General features: G+C 61.3%; 13 protein-coding genes. 9 read left to right on the top strand and 4 right to left on the bottom strand.

The window, feature by feature from the left end:
• Window positions 1-136 precede the first annotated feature (136 nt).
• From Q8M73_06440 to Q8M73_06425, 4 genes are all read left to right on the top strand, one after another.
• Window positions 137-1,099, top strand: a complete 963-nt coding sequence (locus tag Q8M73_06440) for a TerC family protein (protein ID MDP2288189.1) — start codon at window positions 137-139, stop codon at window positions 1,097-1,099.
• Window positions 1,092-1,367 carry a PGPGW domain-containing protein gene (locus Q8M73_06435; protein MDP2288188.1) on the top strand — a complete coding sequence of 92 codons (276 nt, stop codon included), beginning with the start codon at window positions 1,092-1,094 and terminating at the stop codon, window positions 1,365-1,367. The genes Q8M73_06440 and Q8M73_06435 overlap by 8 nt, the downstream gene beginning before the upstream one ends.
• Before the next feature lie 83 nt (window positions 1,368-1,450).
• Window positions 1,451-1,849: a hypothetical protein gene (locus Q8M73_06430; GenBank protein ID MDP2288187.1), complete on the top strand. Its 399-nt coding sequence runs from the start codon at window positions 1,451-1,453 to the stop codon at window positions 1,847-1,849.
• A gap of 558 nt (window positions 1,850-2,407) precedes the next feature.
• Window positions 2,408-5,146, top strand: coding sequence for an alkaline phosphatase family protein (locus Q8M73_06425; GenBank protein ID MDP2288186.1), 2,739 nt, complete (start codon window positions 2,408-2,410; stop codon window positions 5,144-5,146).
• Between the two features lie 119 nt (window positions 5,147-5,265).
• On the opposite strand, the gene Q8M73_06420 is transcribed toward Q8M73_06425, so the two are convergent.
• Window positions 5,266-5,562: a hypothetical protein gene (locus tag Q8M73_06420; GenBank protein MDP2288185.1), complete on the bottom strand. Its 297-nt coding sequence runs from the start codon at window positions 5,560-5,562 to the stop codon at window positions 5,266-5,268.
• A 308-nt stretch (window positions 5,563-5,870) separates the two neighbouring features.
• On the opposite strand from Q8M73_06420, the gene Q8M73_06415 reads away from it, so the two are divergent.
• The 5 genes from Q8M73_06415 to Q8M73_06395 all read left to right on the top strand — a co-directional run bounded on the left by Q8M73_06415 (window position 5,871) and on the right by Q8M73_06395 (window position 13,165).
• Window positions 5,871-9,092, top strand: coding sequence for a methylmalonyl-CoA mutase family protein (locus Q8M73_06415; protein MDP2288184.1), 3,222 nt, complete (start codon window positions 5,871-5,873; stop codon window positions 9,090-9,092).
• A gap of 25 nt (window positions 9,093-9,117) precedes the next feature.
• Window positions 9,118-10,296, top strand: a complete 1,179-nt coding sequence (locus Q8M73_06410; GenBank protein MDP2288183.1) for an acyl-CoA dehydrogenase family protein — start codon at window positions 9,118-9,120, stop codon at window positions 10,294-10,296.
• Window positions 10,297-10,336: 40 nt separating this feature from the next.
• Window positions 10,337-10,846, top strand: a complete 510-nt coding sequence (locus Q8M73_06405) for a MarR family transcriptional regulator (protein ID MDP2288182.1) — start codon at window positions 10,337-10,339, stop codon at window positions 10,844-10,846.
• A 406-nt stretch (window positions 10,847-11,252) separates the two neighbouring features.
• Entirely contained in the window at window positions 11,253-12,218 is a 966-nt protein-coding gene (locus Q8M73_06400; GenBank protein ID MDP2288181.1) for a hypothetical protein, read from the top strand.
• 113 nt (window positions 12,219-12,331) lie between these two features.
• Window positions 12,332-13,165: an SDR family NAD(P)-dependent oxidoreductase gene (locus Q8M73_06395; GenBank protein MDP2288180.1), complete on the top strand. Its 834-nt coding sequence runs from the start codon at window positions 12,332-12,334 to the stop codon at window positions 13,163-13,165.
• A 125-nt stretch (window positions 13,166-13,290) separates the two neighbouring features.
• On the opposite strand, the gene Q8M73_06390 is transcribed toward Q8M73_06395, so the two are convergent.
• The 3 genes from Q8M73_06390 to Q8M73_06380 form a co-directional block, all read right to left on the bottom strand.
• Complete coding sequence (locus tag Q8M73_06390) at window positions 13,291-14,055, bottom strand: thioesterase family protein (protein ID MDP2288179.1); 765 nt, start codon at window positions 14,053-14,055, stop codon at window positions 13,291-13,293.
• Window positions 14,056-14,603: 548 nt separating this feature from the next.
• Complete coding sequence (locus tag Q8M73_06385) at window positions 14,604-15,878, bottom strand: ABC transporter substrate-binding protein (GenBank protein ID MDP2288178.1); 1,275 nt, start codon at window positions 15,876-15,878, stop codon at window positions 14,604-14,606.
• A 616-nt stretch (window positions 15,879-16,494) separates the two neighbouring features.
• Window positions 16,495-17,937: an MFS transporter gene (locus Q8M73_06380; GenBank protein MDP2288177.1), complete on the bottom strand. Its 1,443-nt coding sequence runs from the start codon at window positions 17,935-17,937 to the stop codon at window positions 16,495-16,497.
• Window positions 17,938-18,222: the final 285 nt, after the last annotated feature.

The following is an 18,222-nucleotide window of genomic DNA, read 5'->3' as shown; positions in this document are numbered from 1 at the left end:
TTTCATTCACGCAAACAAGGGGAGTATCCCTTCGCTAGTGATCGTCATCACGGTGCTCCGGCACCCGGTCACTAGGTCGGCCTGAGGCCGGCGGCGAGAGACCTTGTGCCGTGCATTCACGACACAAGGGAAGTACATGGAAATCTCACTGTGGGTATGGGCAGCCCTCGTCGCTGCAATTCTTGCCATGCTGCTGGTCGACCTGCTCATGCACAGAGAAGCCCACGAGATCGGTCTGCGTGAGGCTGCCACGTGGTCGGTGATCTGGGTAAGCATCGGCTTGGCGGTTGGCGGAGTGATCTGGTGGGTCTACGGAGCTGAGTTCGGGCTCCAGTACTACGCCGGTTACGTGATCGAGAAATCCCTCGCCGTTGACAACGTCTTCGTGTGGGCAGTCATATTCGGCTATTTCGCCGTTCCCAAGCAGTACCAGCACCGCGTGCTGTTCTACGGGGTCGTCGGCGCGCTGGTGTTTCGGGCGATCTTCATCGCAGCTGGTTCCGCTCTCATCGCCAGCGCGGCGTGGGTGCTCTATGTGTTTGGAGTCTTCCTCATCCTGACTGGAATCAGGATGCTGCTTCAGCGCGATGAGCACGTTGACATGTCCAAGTCCAAGACTCTGAAGTTGTTCCGCCGTTTCATTCCCACAACTGAGGAGTACGAGGGCCAACGGTTCTTGGTTCGCAAGGCGGGTGTCCTGTTGGCTACACCGCTATTGGCCGTGCTCGTTGTTGTAGAGGTCACCGACATCATCTTTGCCGTCGACTCGATACCGGCCATCTTCGCGGTAACCCAGGAGCCATTCCTTGTCTTCGCCAGCAATGCTTTCGCGATTCTGGGCCTTAGGGCGATGTACTTCCTCCTCGCAGACCTCATGCACCGCTTCATCTACCTCAAGTTGGGCTTGTCCTTCGTGCTGGTATGGGTCGGTATCAAAATGATCGTCAGCCACGCCTTCTTCAAAATTCCAACCTTGCTCAGTCTCGGTGTGGTGGTCGGCATCATCGCCATCTCGGTCATTGCAAGCCTGATCTCCACTCGAGGCACTGCTGCTGCCACATTGGTGTCCGAAGAGCCCAAAGAGACAGTGCATGAATAGGCAGACCCTGCTCGCCAACTGGCATCGACTGCCGCACCCGTTTCGCTGGGCGGGTGTCGCAGTTGTTGGTGGGACACTTGTGCTGATCGGACTTGTCTTGCTCGTGCTGCCCGGTCCTGGCATCCCTCTGCTGATTATCGGCCTAGTGATTCTGGCGACTGAATTCGCTTGGGCCGAATCCCTCCTGCAACGCGTCAAGCGTCACGGAACCAGCGTCACCTCAGTGATTTCTGATCGACTCAGATGGAAGAGAAAGGGCAAGGGATGAACACCTACAAGTCCGCGAAGAGCATTGAGGACCACCAGCTCTGCCACCCACTCCCAACGCAAAGTGGAGCACGTGCGCGGTCCATGCGTTCACGGTTCGCTCTTGGGGCTGCCGCGCCCTTGGCAGCCCTCATGCTCGCGGGCTGCGCTTCAGTGCAGGGCGCAGTTGACGGAGTGCAGGGCGCAGTTGACGGGGCCCAATCGATGTTGGCAGCCCCCCAGCAGATCGCCGAAGCCTGCCAGACTGCGGTCACTGCCCTCGCGCCTGGCGAAGTAGCCGCCGATGCACAGCAAGCCATGCGCGACGCCACGACACAACTGGACGCAGCTTTAGGCAGCGCGGCGGCAATCCCCGGGATCTCCGCGGTGCGCGACGCGTTCGCCGGCGCCATGCAGTCGCTGAGTACGACCGGGGACACTGCGCAAAGCATCGCATCACGCGAGGCGGTGGTTACGGCTTGTGCGCTGTTCACTGGCAACTAGGTCGAACACGTCTGCACATGACTTGCAGGCTGTGACGTGCGCCGCATGAACCGGTGTCAGGGAGTCCACGGACGAGCGTCACTCATGCTTGGCATCGCCAGCGCAGTGATCCTCCTGGCGGCCTGCTCTTCGACAACAGGCGGTCCCACCCCACCACCGCCTGCCAGCGCTCCGGCCATCGTCGAGCAGTCCCATTTGTACCGCCCACTTGACCCTTGAACACGGTCGCCAGGCAAGCAATCCATGCGACTTTAAGAATTGAGGACCAAAGTCCTTCGCACATCAGGACCGCAGTCCTGTGGTGCTCAAACTGATATCACAAGCGCAGACAATCACTCTGCGAGCGCGGAAGAAATGCCTTTGATACCAACGCCTTCATCAATACGCCATCAGTTCAGCCGCGATCACAAACGCCCAACCAGCCCATTCAGATGAACAAGCCGAACACGGTTCGCAGCAGTGCACAGCCTTGGCTCGTCAAACAACAGGCTGGCTTTGGTGGTAGACATGACTGAGGCATCCAGGGGTCTTCAGTGGAAGCCTACAAAGGAGCCGGCCATGGGCACTGTGCGGCAATCCAGACCAACTCAGTTCGCAGCGATCGGCATCGGCATCGGTCTCGCCCTGGCGCTCATGGTGGGCGTGAACGAACTCGCCAGCGCCACACAGCCCGCTGCCGGTGCACCTGCTGCGAACCAGATTCCCAGCCCCGCCTCCCGACTGCAGCCCAATGGACGCCAACTCACCCCCGCAGGCGATCTGGTGGCACTTGGCACCCTGCCCATGGGTGGGGCCGTGACAGATGACGGACGCTACCTGTGGACGGTGTCCTCAGGACTGCCCAGCAACGACGTTCAGATCGTCGACACCAGCACCCGGAAGGTCTGCCAGATCATCAAACTGCCGGGAGCCTCGGGCGGCATCGCACTTGACTCCGCCCACCGGCGGGCCTACGTCTCGGGACTGCCGAACTCGCGGTGGCAGCCCGAGCGAAGCAGTCTTCCTGGGGCTCTGGGCGATGTCGTGCACGTCATCGGCTGGGGCGATAGCTGCGGTCAGGCGCGTGTTCTGCGGACCATTCCGGTCCCTCCTCAACCGGGGGCTCCCACGACTCAGGCGTGGCCGCCACCTCGCGGTGGCCTCACCGCCACCACCTTGGCTTGGCCACAGAAGCTCGCAGTTTCGCGCGATGGTGCACAGTTGCTGGTGTCACTGAACTTGGCCAATGCTGCCGCGATCGTGAATGTGAACAATGGCGACCAGGTCCGCTACGTGGCCACAGGAAGCTACCCATATGGAGCGGCTCTGGTGCCAGGTGATCGCATCGGCCTGGTCAGCAACGAGGCGGCCGGCACCATCTCGGTCATCGACATGCGAGCTGGCACCAAGCTCACCGACATCGCTGTGGGTCCACCACTGTCGCATCCGGCAGGCATCGTCGTTGACAAGTCTGGTCGCCGGGCATACGTGGCACTGTCAGCCAGCGACCAAGTCGTCGTCGTTGACATTCGCAAACGAAAGGTCGAGCGGACAATCTGGGTGGGCCGACCAGCAGGCCTTGGCACCATGCCGACCTCCGTTGCTCTCTCACCATCGGGCACGCGGCTCTTTGTGTCCGAGTCGGGTGCAGATGAGCTTGCCGTCATTGCCCTGCCGGGAGCAGGCACGCCCGCCGACGCGCGTTGGACTGTCCTCGGGCGTATCCCAACAGCCGCGCAGCCGCAGGCAGTCCTCACTTCGCCCGCGACGCCGACGCGCGTTGCGCAATTGCTCTATGTCTCCGCAGAGGGGCTTGGTATCGGTGCGAACGTCAACGGCCCCAATCCGACTCTGGCCTCCGATCCGATCTTCTGGGCCTTCAGCCCAAACGCTCCGACCTTCGACGTATTCGGCAAGGTCGGCTACACCGCCAAGTTGGTGACTGGACAGGCTGGCCTGATGGATCTGCCCACTGATGCGCAGGTGCGCCAGTTGACGCCGGCGGCCAGTCAACAGCTCACGCCATCAAATGCCCAAGCCTCGCCCGTGGGCACAGTGCTGCGCGCCAATGGCCCGATCAAGCACGTCTTCTTCATCGTGCGCGAGAACCGCAGTTACGACCAGATCCTCGGCGATGATCCGCGGGGAAATGGAGACCCCAAACTCACCCTCTTCGGCAGGGACGTGACACCAAACCTGCACGCACTCACTACCCGCTTCCCCTTGCTGGACAACGTGTTCGCCAACTCCGAGGCCTCCATTCAGGGCCACTTCTGGACGGCCGCAGCGACGGTGCCGGACTACGTCACGCGCAACTGGGTTCAGCAGTACTCGGGTCGCGGTCGGCCCAATGACTTTGGCACCTATGCCGTGACCTGGCCAGGCAACGGCTTCCTGTTCAATCGCGCACAGGAGCAAGGCATCTCGTACTTCAACTACGGCGAGGGCTTCATCGGCGGTTACTCCTCCGTGCCCGACCGTGACCGCACTCCCGAGGTCCTCGCGAAGATCACGGCAACTGCGGCCAACTCCGACCTGAACCCGCCACTGGGCGGCTGTTACGCCAGCGATCTGTTCATCGGCGCGCTGCCGGACGGATCTGCCATCTTCGACTCATCACTGCCGAAGGGCGCTGCAGCCGGCAGTACTTCGCACGTGGACTGCTTCCGCAAGCGCTTCACCCAGCAACTGGCAGCGGGCACCGTCCCGGCCTTCAACTACCTGACGCTGACTTCCGACCATACCCGCGGCACCGAGCCCGGGTTCCCGACGCCTACTTCGATGGTCGCCGACTCCGATCTAGCCGTTGGCCAATTGGTCGAGACGATCTCGCACTCCAGCATCTGGGACTCTTCAGCGATCTTTGTGGTCGAGGACGACTCGCAGGACGGCGCAGACCACGTCAACGCCCACCGCATCCCCGTAGCCGTCATCAGCCCGTACGCCAAGAGTGGTGCGGTGATACACACTCGATACGACCTGCTCTCGGTCGTGCGCTCGATAGAGCTCATCCTGGGCATGAAGCCCTTGAGCCTGAACGACGCGCTTGCCACGCCTATGTATGACGTCTTCGGACTCACCCCCGCCAACGGCGCACCGGTGAAGGCGATCGTGCCCGCCGTTGATCTACTGCAGATGAACACCATCAAGAGTCCAGATGCTGAATGGAGTCGCAGCCTGCCCTTGGGTAGTCCCGACCGGGTACCTCAGTCCGTACTCGACAAGATTCTGTGGCACTCAGTCCACGGCGCAAGGAGCATGCCACCGCCACCTGGGCCAGGGGCCGAAGGCGAACTACTGCAGGAAGTCGATGAGTAGTAGTGCTCTGCACTGGTAGCCACCAGGATCCAGACCCCAAACGTTCGCCTGAACCAAGCCGGCAGAAGAAACTTCGTGCGCCTCAACTCAAGCCCACAAGGAATCTACTGAGCAGGCGACTAGATCCAGTACTTCCTGGTCAGCCGTCCGTCCACGAAGAAGGCCTCGGCAGCCCCAGAACTCGAGCACGCCGGGTAGACGCGATGGACAACATTGGCAGCATTGCCCTCCTCACCTGCGTCGATGCCCTTCGTGCCGAAGATCTTGGTGACCTGGGGCTGGGTCATGCCAACCTTGATGCGCGCGAACTCCACCTTGGTTGCGCACCCGCTCGCCGCAACTGCGGGGGCACCCACCAGCAGGGCCATGCTCATCGCGCCAAGCGCCAGCACACTTGCGGTCGTTGACCGGATCATGGCGACCTCCCTCGCTGTCCATCCAGACTAGCCATGCGGCCGATGAACTGCGGACCTGTTTGGATGAAACTGACCTAGGCAACGTCTCGTGTAGGCCTGGGACTCCCAAGATCTCGCAATTGTGCAACGTCCTATCAATCTTGCGGCCATCATTTTCGTGATTTTGTGAGAGAAAAGGGACGGGATTCTCCCGACTTGATGGAAACTACTAGCATTACCTTGGATATCCTAGTATTTTCAGATCTGCCAAAGCCGGCCCCAATCGACGTAGTTTCTGCGCTGATCACGCCGACGTGAAGGGGGTCACCGTGCACGTGCCCGTCAACCCCGTGCGATTCGTGACCGCTGGAAGCTTGTTCGATGGTCATGATGCCGCGATCAACATCATGCGCAGACTCCTCCAATCACAAGGTGCCGAAGTTGTCCATCTCGGTCATGACCGATCCGTGGACGAGGTCGTTACGGCGGTTGTGCAGGAGGACGTGCAGGGAGTGGCGATTTCGTCCTACCAGGGCGGGCACATCGAGTACTTCACCTATTTGGTCGAGCGCCTACGCCAGATGGGTGCTGGGCATGTCAAGGTGTACGGAGGCGGCGGCGGTGTCATCGTTCCCTCGGAAATCGAGCTGCTAGCCAGGGCCGGCGTTCGCATCTTCAGCCCGCAAGACGGTCAACTGCTTGGCCTGCCAGGCATGATCAATCAACTCATCGCGGAGTGCGACACCAACCTCAGCACCAGCCGCGTTGAAGTCGACTCCGTGATCTCAGGCTCTGCCACCGCACTCGGCCGCGCCATCACCGTCCTGCAGGCCAGCGCCGACCCCGAACTCGCACACAAGGTTCATGCGGCGGCGCGGCAGACATCAATCCCTGTTCTAGGCATCACTGGCACGGGCGGTTCTGGCAAGTCGTCACTGACCGACGAGCTCGTTCGTCGCCTGCGCCGAGACAGCCAGGACCAATTGCGCATAGCCGTGCTTGCCATCGACCCGACGCGGCAGCGAGGCGGCGGCGCATTACTGGGCGACCGCATCCGCATGAACAGCATCGATCCCAGCGTTGTCTTCTTCCGTTCGCTGGCCACCCGGCAAGCAGGACGCCAGATCCCCGAATCCCTGGACGACGTCATTGCCGCGTGCAAGGCGGCCGGGTTCGACCTGGTCGTCGTCGAGACCCCCGGAATCGGTCAGGGAGATGCGTCCATCGTGCCCCACGTCGATATCAGCCTGTACGTCATGACACCTGAATATGGCGCAGCATCTCAGCTGGAAAAGATCGACATGCTCGACTACGCCGACATCGTCGCGGTGAACAAGTACGAGCGCAGAGGTGCCGAAGATGCACGCCGCGACGTCGCCCGGCAGATGATCCGCAACAAGGGCGCTTTCGGTACCGCTTGGGAACAGATGCCGGTATTTGGCACAAGCGCGGCACGCTTCAATGACGATGGAGTCTCGGCGCTGTACCACTGCCTGAAGTCCTCGCTGATCGAGAAGGGACTCCAGTCATTCGATGGCGTGCTGCCCATTGTCGAGGGGCACACGTCCACTCGGCTTGCCGCGATACTGCCACCAGGCCGCGAGCACTATCTGGCCGAGATCGCCGAGACTGTCCGTGACTACCACAAGGAGACGGCTCGACAGGCAGAAATCGCACGACAGCTTCAACAGCTCGATGCCACCTCTGCCATGCTGGAAAATGCTGGACAGGCAAGCGCTGTCCAGACAGTGGACAATCTGCGCGAAGGCCTCGCACATGAACTAGATCCAGAGGTCCGCACGCTGCTCGACTCCTGGCCGCAGATCCAGGAGAGCTACGCGGGCAACGACTTGGCCTATGTGGTCCGCGGCAGAGAGATCCAAACGGCGCTCACGCATACGACACCGTCCGGATCTTCCATTCGACGGGTGTCACTGCCGCGCCTGACAGACCATGGCGAGCTGGTCGGCTACCTGCGCGCCGAGAACCTGCCCGGCTACTTCCCGTATACAGCAGGCGTCTTCCCGTTCAAGCGCACCGAAGAGACCCCGACCCGGATGTTCGCTGGGGAGGGCGATCCGGCTCGAACCAACCGTCGATTCCACCTGCTCAGCGCCGGGCAACCCGCAACACGCCTGTCGACAGCTTTCGACTCGGTGACTTTGTACGGGTGCAATCCAGGATCGGCGCCGGATGTCTACGGCAAGGTCGGCACATCCGGGGTATCGGTGGCCACCCTCGATGACATCAAGGAGCTCTATGCAGGGTTCGATCTCTGCTCGCCTTCCACATCAGTATCGATGACCATCAACGGGCCAGCACCCACGATCCTGGCGATGTACCTCAATGCTGCGATCGACCAGCAGCTCGACTCTTTTCGCGACTTGAACTGTCGTGAGCCCGACGCGGACGAGGCAGCAGCTTTGCGGGCCAGTGCACTGTCGACCGCGCGTGGCACGGTGCAGGCGGACATCCTCAAGGAGGACCAGGGTCAGAACACGTGCATCTTCTCCACCGAGTTCTCCCTGCGCTGCATGGCCGATATCCAGCAATGGTTCATCGATCATCAGGTTCGCAACTTCTACTCGGTGTCCATTAGCGGATACCACATCGCCGAGGCCGGCGCGAACCCCTTGAGCCAGCTTGCATTCACCCTGGCCAACGGTTTCACCTACGTGGAGTCCTACCTCGCGCGCGGCATGGCGATCGACGACTTCGCCCCTAGCCTTTCGTTCTTCTTCTCCAACGGAATGGACGCCGAGTACACCGTCCTGGGGCGCGTGGCCCGGCGGATCTGGGCCATCGCCCTGCGCGATCGCTACGGAGCCAGTGACTTGGCCCAGAAGCTCAAGTACCACGTGCAGACCTCCGGTCGGTCGCTGCACGCGCAGGAAATGGACTTCAACGACATCCGCACAACGCTGCAGGCGCTGTGCGCACTCAATGACAACGCCAACTCCCTTCACACCAACGCTTACGACGAAGCGATCACTACTCCGTCAGCACAGTCGGTTCGTCGCGCGCTCGCGATCCAGATGATCATCGACAAGGAGTGGGGCCTTTCGATGAACGAGAACCCGCTCCAGGGCGCATACATCGTCGAGGAACTCACCGAGTTGGTCGAGGCAGCGGTCCTTTTGGAGTTTGAACGGATCTCGGATCGTGGTGGTGTGCTCGGCGCGATGGAGACTGGCTATCAGCGTGGCCGGATTCAGGACGAGTCGATGCTCTACGAGCATCGCAAGCACGATGGCTCGCTTCCCATCATCGGTGTCAACACCTTTCTCAATGACGAAATCGGCCAAGAGGATGTAGTCACCGAGCTGGCACGAGGAACGGAAGAGGAGAAGCAGTCGCAACTGCGTCGTCTGGACCAGTTCCACGATCGCCACCGCGACGATGCGCAGGCGGCCTTGGCACGACTGAAGGCCACTGCGACCGAGGGCGGGAACGTTTTCGAAGGCCTGATGGACGCTGTCCGATACTGCTCACTCGGTCAGATCAGCGAGGCATTTTTCGAAGTCGGCGGCAAATACCGCCGCAGCGTCTGACCACCAAGACAAGGGGACCGCACAAATGACAGGCGACGCCGAATTCGCGCACTACCAACTCTCAGAGGATCACCAGATAATCAGGGCGGCGATCCGCGAACTCGCCGAATTGCAGATCGCACCGCATGCTCAGCAAGTCGATGACTCCAGCACCTTCCCGCACGCGTCCTACGACGCGCTTCGAGCATCTGACTTTCACGCCCCGCATATCCCCGAGCAGTATGGCGGCGTTGGCGCCGATGCGCTGGCCACGTGCATTGTCATTGAGGAGGTCGCTCGAGCCTGCGCATCCACCTCACTCATTCCTGCTGTCAACAAACTCGGGACTTTGCCCTTGATCCTTGCAGCGAGCGATGACGTGAAGGCAAGGTATCTGCCGCCCATTGCAAGCGGTGAAGCCATGTTTGCGTACGGACTATCGGAGCGGGAAGCCGGATCGGACATTGCATCGATGACCAGCAGCGCCTCTCCTGACGGCGATGACTGGATTCTCAGCGGTCAGAAATCGTGGATCACCAACGCCGGTGAAGCCGATTACTACACCGTGTTCGCCGTCACCGACCCCGATGCCAAGCGCGGCAGCACCGTGTCCGCCTTCGTCGTGGAAAAGAGTGACGAGGGTTTCACGTTCGGCGGCAAGGAGCGAAAGATGGGCATCAAGGGCTCCCCCACGCGAGAGCTCCTCTTCGACCGGGTCCGGCTGCCCGGCAATCGCATTGTCGGTCGTCGTGGCGAAGGGCTCAAGATCGCCTTGGCCACACTTGACCACACCCGCGTCACGATCGGCGCCCAGGCGGTCGGGATCGCCCAGGGGGCGCTTGATCTGGCACTTGACTATGTCAAGCAACGCCAGCAGTTCGGCAAGCGCCTTGCCGAATTCCAGGGCCTGCAGTTCATGCTCGCCGACATGGCCATGCAGTTGGAGGCTGCTCGACAACTCGTCTACGTCGCGGCTGCAAAATCCGAGCGAGGAGATCAGGACCTGACCTTCTTCGGCGCTGCAGCGAAGTGCTTCGCCTCCGATGTGGCAATGAAGGTGACCACTGATGCCGTTCAACTTCTCGGTGGTTCGGGATACGTTCAGGATTATCCAGCTGAGCGCATGATGAGGGATGCGAAGATCACTCAGATATACGAAGGCACCAATCAGATTCAACGCATGGTGATGGCACGTCATCTCCTGAAGGACTGGACCGCCAAATGAGCACCATTCAGGACGTCGATGCTCCTGTTAGCCTCGCAGCGTGACTGCTCCGCACCTTCCATTTGATCCAATCGATCGCGCTGGTGAACATTGGCAGGAGCACTTCGGGGAGCCTTCAGCGATGATGGTGGTCACATCGATCATGCGCGTGCAGCAACTTCTTCTGGGCGCGCTGGACAACGCGCTGAAGCCCCACAGGATTACCTTTGCCCGCTATGAAGTGCTCGTGCTGCTTACCTTCAGCCGCAGCGGCTTCCTTCCGCTGAGCAAGATCGGCGAGCGTCTGATGGTCCATCCAACTTCGGTCACCAACGCCATTGATCGTCTGGAAGCTCAAGGGCTCGTGCGTCGCGTGCCCGACAGTGTTGATCGACGAAGAGTGCTTGCGGCCTTGACTCCCAAGGGCAAGAAAGTCACTCAGCAAGCCACGCAGAGCCTGATTGATCTGTCGTTCGGCGTCACTGGACTTGACGAGACCGAGATGGAACTTCTCTATGGTCTCCTGCGCTCCTTGCGAGCAAGCGCAGGAGACTTCCCGAGCCAGGCATAGAACCGGGCAGCACCGCGCCACTTTCTTCGCCTGGACTCGCCAGGCACGTCATCAAGGCAAGCGTGGCATTCCAAGTTTCAGCTCAGGACTGTCTCTTCACTCACGGCCTTGGTCGATTCATTCGGAGCGCACGTGATCCATCCTCCAATGCACTCGCTCTGCATTGCTCTGCCCACGTAGGCCTCCAAGTCTCTCCAACGGCGTGCCAGGAGGATCATCAAGATTCATCGCGGAAGCCGATTCACGTGGGAAAGCGATGCGCATCTGTTCCTGCGGCGTGCACAATGCCCAGACGTGGAGATGGCAGGCAAGGACGAAATGATGATGCGCTGGCTTGTCTGCTCCAAAGACAACTGCAAGCGAGAACTTCCACCCGTGGCATGTGCCACTTGTCCGAGGGGCATCAATGACACAAGCTTCGGCGTTTGAGCTTCTTGCCAGTGCCGACACCGTGGCACCCGACCACGATGTCGCCACGCGAATGTGTCAGCAGGAGTGGGGACTGCCGGAACAGAAGCAGGCTTGGGTAGTTTCGAGCCCTCCGCTTGGAGCCAAGTGGACCTACGCCAGGGTGAACCTTTCCAGGCACGAGGCACCGACCTTCCTCAACATTCTTGGACTGCCATTCCACCCACCCGCTCGGAACGAGCGACCGTCTGGGTACGCCTTCTTGCCGGAAATCGCTGCGGCTCAGGGACTGAGACCAGCGCGCAATCACGCCACTGTTGTCGCCTCGCGAGACCTGGATAGCGTGGCCCAGCGTTTGCACGAAGCAGGCGTGAGATTCCGTTACGACCCTCCAGATGAGAATTTGGCGATTGCCAGAATCTGGGTCGGATTCACCGAAGGCATGGAGGACTCATACGATCCGGCTGCCGACGCGGGTTTGCGCCTCGAGGTGATCCCCTATGAGGCTGTCCAGCAGCCTCGGACTGCAATGCCTCCTGATGAAACTCGAACTGTCCCAGGGACTGGGATCCGGATCGCTGCGCGAACTCTGCTCATGAGGAACCTGGATACGCGGATCTCCACGCTCGAATCAGTGTTCGAGTGGCGCCCGCAAAGCGACCACATTGCTGCGAATGGCACTCGCCGGGTCCGATTCTCATTTGCCAATCCCAGGAGCGCCATCATCGAGCTTGTCGATCCTGCTCGGGATTCAGTCGAGAGCGATTTTCTGGAGGAGTGGGGCGAAGGGCCTTTCAGCATCAGGCTTGAGGTGCCCGACGTGGCATCGGTTCAGGACAGGCTCCAATCGTGCGACGCACCATGGATGTGGTTACCACCGGCGGGACCAGGGGAGCACTCCCGGCTGCTGCGCCACCCCGAGTGGGAACTCGGCACAGGCTTCGAATTCACGCCCTCTGAGTAGAGCAGTACGCCTGTTGCATGTCAGATTGGGTGTCCGCACGTTCCACCGCGACGATGCAATGAGTCGGATATCGTCACCGGAATCTCACAAGCCAGGCGGAAGGCGCGATAACGATGCATCTGGAAAGCGGACAGGTCGCAGTGGTGACAGGAGCCGCCAGCGGCATCGGCTTGGCGCTGGCCCAGGCGTTTGCGGAGCGCGGGCTGTCAGTGGTGCTGTCCGACCTGCGCACAGCCGAGGTCCAGGCCAGCGCGGCCAAGGTTGCGACCGAGCATGGAGTGGCGACGCTGGCGGTCACCACGGATGTGCGCGACTCGGCATCGGTGGAGGCGCTCGCCCAGGCCACGATCGATCGCTTCGGTCGCGTGGACGTGGTGTGCAACAACGCCGGAGTGATGGGCCCAACGGGCCCTTCATGGGAGCTCGATCCAGCCGTGTTTCGATGGCTACACGACGTAGCGTTCATGGGCGTCGTGCACGGTGTTCAGGCCTTCGTGCCGCAGATGATCGCCGGTGGCCGTCCCGGACACTTCCTGAACACAGCATCGATGGCCGGTCTGAGGCCCACGCCGAGCATTACTCCCTATGGGGCCGCAAAGGCGGCGGTCGTGGGGTTCACCGAATCGCTGCGCATGGAGCTGGCGATGCATGCTCCCGCGATCAGCGCGACCGTGCTGTGCCCCGGCTACGTGCCCACGGACATGGGCGCCAGTTCCCGGCAGACCAACCCCGCCGATGTCGTCCTTGCGCCGCTGGACATGCCCGCGACCAGCAGCGGGATCGTTGTCGGCTCGGGAATGACCCTGGAGGACGTGAGCAGCGCCGCGCTCGCCGGCATCGAGGCCGATCAGGTACACGTCATCGTCTATCGAGGCGGCCCCTACGACCATGACATTCGAGCACGCCTGCAGAGCGTGCTCGATGACCTGCCCGACTACAGCACCTGACCACCGGCGGAGGATCTTGCCCCGACCAGTTCGGAACCGCGCTTGAGTCTTTCCGCCCCCGTTACGCCAGCGCGCAGATGCTCAAATGCTCTGCATCTGTTCTGTGGCAGGCACCTTTCACCGCACTAGCTACGGCCGAGCCGGTACACCATCTCCTGCGCACTGGTCGCGACGTGCACTCCACTCAGCGAGAAGTACTCCCCCATGAACCAGCCACGGCCCGATGCCAGCGAAGTGGAATTCACAGTCATCAACACCCAGTCGTCCAGGAGGGCTGGCCGGTGGAACCACACCGAATGATCAAGGCTGGTCTGGAAGCTGTTTTCGTCTTCGTCCAATGACGTGGGCAGGCAATTGAACATGTCAGTTATGTAGAGCAGTGCGCAAGCATTCCAACGTGTATCAGTTCCGAGCGGCGTCGCGGTCTTTACCCATGCCCGTCGTCGACGATCGTGTGTGGGGTCGGGGTCACGAGTGTGGTAGCCGATGACACCTGCATCAAAGGCTTCACAGTCAACAGGCGAAGGCGCGCTTGGCATCTGCAGCATTTGCACGTCAGGCCCTGCTTCGGGCCGTTGAAAAGATGCAGCCATCCGGAACAGCAGTCGACTCCCCTGATATGCCGTGACGTTTCGCTGGCAAAAGCCACGGCCGTCGCGATCTCGCACCACGCGCAGATCCACTGGCTTCATTGCATCGCCAGCTGACAGGAAACTGACATGCACGGAATGCGCATCAAAGTCTGACGGCACCGTCTGCAGCGCCGCATTCAGCGCCGCAGCAGCGAGCTGTCCACCATCCATTGCCCGCCCACGGTCATATGTAAACGGAGCTATGAAGGCGTCCTCGCCAACTGGAACTACTGCCAGGACTTCACGAATCTCAATCACGAGATCGGCTCGCTGACGAAGTGGATGCTTCCGCGTAGGCGCCGCCGATCCGCAGCGAAGTACCAGTCACCAGAGTAAGAATCGACACGAGAAGCTCCTAGAGTGAGTAAGTCACGACATTGTCTACAAATTGCAGCCAGCAAGTCATCTCCGTGAATCCACTCCGCGCCCTCCTTAGGACTGCTTGGTTCACATCCCCGCGCGAAAGTTGCGCACCTATAGTCGGGTAGGCGCTTGGTCTCCACAAAGATGAGTTCTGCGCCTCCGAATAGCGAGGTTCGCCGCGATTTCTCACCCAGTGACGCGCATCGCAGCGCATGATTCTGCGCTGGCGTGAGGTGGAAAGAACACCCGTGTGCAAGGCCTCTTTCAGTCTTACTTAAGTGGCGGGAAGAGGCTGACGATGCACGATCTTTGGGTTGAGATCTATGCAGGTTGACCTCATAAGAAGCCATTCCTGCACCCAGGTCTGCTTTAGCTCGGTCACACGCACGGAAAGGATGCAGGGCGGCGGCCGATGGCCACCGCCCTGCATCACAATCGATCGATCAGTTGACCACCTGGCCTGTGGAGATGTCGACGAGCTTGCCGCAGGTCGCGGCCTTGTCAGGCACAGGCTGGCCGTTCTTCACCTCCACGAACCATGCGCACTTCACGGGAGTTCCGTTCGGCAGCAGGCCCGGCTTGAAGGAGATCGGCGCGGGCAGCAGTCCACCGCCGTTGTAATTCGTCACGTTGCGCAAGGCGCTGATAAAGCTCTCGCGCGTCGGGCACTTGCCGGCCAACTTCAGCCCGTAGATCATGAGATCGGCCGCGGCGAAGCCGACTGGTGCGATCGAGGCGTAGGGGTTGGCGTTCGCCGCCTTCATGCCGTTGGCGTAGGTGCGCACTGCCGGTTTCCCGGGCACCCCGATCGGCACTGTCTGGAGTTGGGCGTTGACACCCTCAAGTGCATTGCCGGACTTGGCAATGACTGCAGGGTCAGCGATACCAGCGCCGTTGATGCTCTTCAGGTTCACACCCTGCTGCCTAAGCGCCTGCACAATCGACACAACGCCGTCAGTGAACATCGTGAGGTAGGCGCCGTCTGAGCCAGAGTTCTTGATGCGCAGTGCGGTCGAGGTCGCATCGTGCGTGCCCATCGGCTCGTCGAGGATCATCAGTCCCTGCTTGAGGCCGGCAGGTCCAGCCGCAATGTTTTGGAGGCGGGCCGAGTTGGACGCGCCCGGGGTGTTGTGCGAGACGATCGCGACGCTCGTGACGCCACCGGACTTCAGCTTCTCCATCGTGGCCGTGTTCACGTACTGCGTCGATGGCACGCCCACCGCTGAGAAGGCGTTGCGGTCAGTGGCCATTGCCAGCACGTTGAAGCCCGTCACCGGTATGTTGTTCGACTTGAACGTGGGGAAAGCGGAGTCGGTGGCCGAGGTCATGACGATCCCGAAGACCTTGTCCTGCTGAAGCGCCTTGGTGGCCATGGTCGTCTGGGTCGACCCGTTGGCCATATCGTCGTACACGATCACGTTGATCTTGCGGCCGTTCACGCCGCCCTTGGCGTTCTCCTGCGCGATGCGCAGCGCCACGGCCTTGTCAGCATCGAGGAATGTCGGTGCCGCGGCACCGGTCTTTGGGAGGAAGTTGCCAATGGTGACGGTGCTCGCCGTGACGCCGTCCTGCGCCGGGCAGGAGGCGTTGTTTTGCGTGGCGGGTGCCGGCGTAGGGGCGGCGTTTGCCGTGGTACCGACGAGCGTCAGCATCATGGCCGCGCCAACGCCTCCAGCGATGAAGGCTGTCCGCCCTCCCTTTATGTGAGAACTCTTCATGGATCCTCCTTGTTGAATCGCGATGCGCACAGTGCGCTGCAGTCAGGTCTGGCCCGATCGGAGCACTTGCACTGGTCTGGCTCAGAACCGCAGCGTTGCCCTTCTCTGCGCCCAACTGAATCAAAGGATGTTTGATCGTTACTGAATCGTTACTTGGAATCGATCGATACGATCGCAATTCGGACGCTCGGCATCTCACCATCCACCGGTGCTGACCTGAGCGGGCGACTAGCCTTCGCCCGTCGAGGAACACGGTGCCAGCCCATTCCTAGGCGAAAGGCTAGGGCGAGCATTGAGCCGGAATGACTGATGTGCTGCGGGCGCAGCGTCATCTGCCTGCATCTCCTGCAACAGCGCAACGCCGTCACGACTATTTCGAGCGAATCTCTTGCCAGGAAAGGCTCGAGCCAGCCCCTGCGCAACAGCAAGTCGAGTTCGCGCAGGAAGCGGCGCCTGTTCTGGCTTACCTAACAGTCTCGGTTTGCTGAAGATGGCGCAGCAGCCGCAGCGCCGACCAGTGATTCTGGTCATCTCGATGCCGCATGAACCCTTGTGAGCCCATCAGCGCCGCCTATTCACGGCTAGCTTGATGTAGGTCACTGCCCACAGGGGCAGGTCAGAGGGTGGGCTCCTGCCATCGTGACAGTGCCGCTGCCTGTCCGACTCCGATGATGATCAGCAGCAGTGCCCCGACTCCGTACGCCCATTGCATGCCATGGGCAAAGGCTACGGGATCTGCATGCGCAGAACCTGAGCCCAGACTCGCGGCCACCACGCTCCCAAGCACCGCGACTCCCACACTTGCACCAGCCATGCGCGCCAGCATGCTGGTTCCGGATGCCGTGCCGGTGAGTTCAGCGGGCAGGTCGTTGAGAATCACGACTGAGCCGATGGGAAAGAGCAGTCCGCACCCGAGCGCACAGACGAACGATGCCGCAACGATGGCGCCGATCGACTGCCAGGGTGCACTCACCGCCAGGGCTACGAATGCGAGTACGACCAAGCCCATCCCCCAGCTGAGCGTTGCTGCAGCACCAATCGCTCGAGCGATCCTCGCAGCCTCGTGTGACCCCAGCCAGACACCTGCAGCGAATGGGACCAGGCACATGCCGAGCTGCATCGGCGAGACACCGTTGACCACTTGAAGGTCCTGAGCGATCAGGAAGATCACCCCGGCGAATGCGAGGAAACTCGCGAAGAGCGCCAATGAGGCTCCGAGCACTCCACGGCGCACCAGCACTCGAACCTCGAACATCGGTTCGGGTCGGCGCAACTCCCAGAGGACGAACGCGGTGCAGGCCACGATCCCAACTGTTCCCGCAACGAGGATCACAGGATCAGTCCAGCCGCGAGCGGGAGCCTCGATCACAGCGCCCAGGACCAGGCCCAGGCCGAGCACCGACAGGATCGCGCCGATGATGTCCAGCCGATTGGCTTTGGGGTTGCGCCCCGGTGGGAGTGCCAGGACTCCCAGGACGATGATCGCGATCATCGCCGGCACGTTGATGAGGAAGGCCCAGTTCCAGCTCGCGACAGTGAGGATGGCGCCAGCGGCAATCGGTGACACCGCAAGACCGAGCGCCCCGGCAGCCGACCAGGCAGCGACGGCTTTGGCTCGCTGGTCGGGCACGTACATCATCGTGATCAACGAGATCGCCGGAGCCAACGCTATGGCTCCCCCCACTCCCGTGACGGTGCGCGCAGCCACCAGTGAACCGACTGAAGTGGAGAGCCCAGCCATGACCGATCCGGCCAGGAACAGCGAGATCCCAGCCAGAAAGGTGCCCTTTCGGCTGTATCGCTCGCCTAGGCCGGCGCCAAGCAGCAGCAGCCCCGCCACCGTGATGTTGTACGAATCGACGACCCACTGCAGCGACGACATCGGTGCGGCGAGTTCCGCCGCGATGGTCGGCAGCGCGACATTGGTGATGGTGATATCGGCTGCCATGAAGGCCGCAGCGATGAGCAGCGCCGTCATCCCAAGACGTCTGCGCGCACTCGACATCTCAGTGACCGGCCCGGATGGCAAGAGCGCGGCTGCGTGGTGAAGGAATGGCACCCTTGACGGTAGCGCGCGGACGACCTGCATCTTAGCAAGGAGTTCGACGAATCCGGCTCAATTCCGACGATAGACGTGAACCTGACCGCACCGCACCGACGCCAGCACCAGCACCGCCGAACGGGCAAGACTGTGTGCAGTGCTCCGGAGAGTCATCGGTGCTCAATCCCACGGACATGACGGAGGGTCCCCGATCTCTCAGGGAGCCTTCGTCTTCCATGGCGGGGAGAAACTGAGGCTGCCACAACCAGTGTCAACCGAACCCATTGCAATCTCTTTACCCAA

It is taken from the genome of Actinomycetota bacterium, from assembly GCA_030684515.1.
Classification (GTDB): Bacteria; Actinomycetota; Actinomycetes; order S36-B12; family S36-B12; genus UBA11398.
The sequence above is the reverse complement of the archived record's forward strand: the minus strand, read 5'-3'. Positions and strand labels throughout refer to the sequence as shown.

Bases quoted from the DNA above. Each gene is read 5' to 3' on its own strand.
- Q8M73_06425 (MDP2288186.1), top strand. From the start codon at position 2,408: ATGGGCACTGTGCGGCAATCCAGACCAACTCAGTTCGCAGCGATCGGC.
- Q8M73_06430 (MDP2288187.1), top strand. From the start codon at position 1,451: ATGCGTTCACGGTTCGCTCTTGGGGCTGCCGCGCCCTTGGCAGCCCTC.
- Q8M73_06420 (MDP2288185.1), bottom strand. From the start codon at position 5,562: ATGATCCGGTCAACGACCGCAAGTGTGCTGGCGCTTGGCGCGATGAGC.
- Q8M73_06400 (MDP2288181.1), top strand. From the start codon at position 11,253: ATGACACAAGCTTCGGCGTTTGAGCTTCTTGCCAGTGCCGACACCGTG.
- Q8M73_06440 (MDP2288189.1), top strand. From the start codon at position 137: ATGGAAATCTCACTGTGGGTATGGGCAGCCCTCGTCGCTGCAATTCTT.
- Q8M73_06410 (MDP2288183.1), top strand. From the start codon at position 9,118: ATGACAGGCGACGCCGAATTCGCGCACTACCAACTCTCAGAGGATCAC.
- Q8M73_06435 (MDP2288188.1), top strand. From the start codon at position 1,092: ATGAATAGGCAGACCCTGCTCGCCAACTGGCATCGACTGCCGCACCCG.
- Q8M73_06385 (MDP2288178.1), bottom strand. From the start codon at position 15,878: ATGAAGAGTTCTCACATAAAGGGAGGGCGGACAGCCTTCATCGCTGGA.
- Q8M73_06395 (MDP2288180.1), top strand. From the start codon at position 12,332: ATGCATCTGGAAAGCGGACAGGTCGCAGTGGTGACAGGAGCCGCCAGC.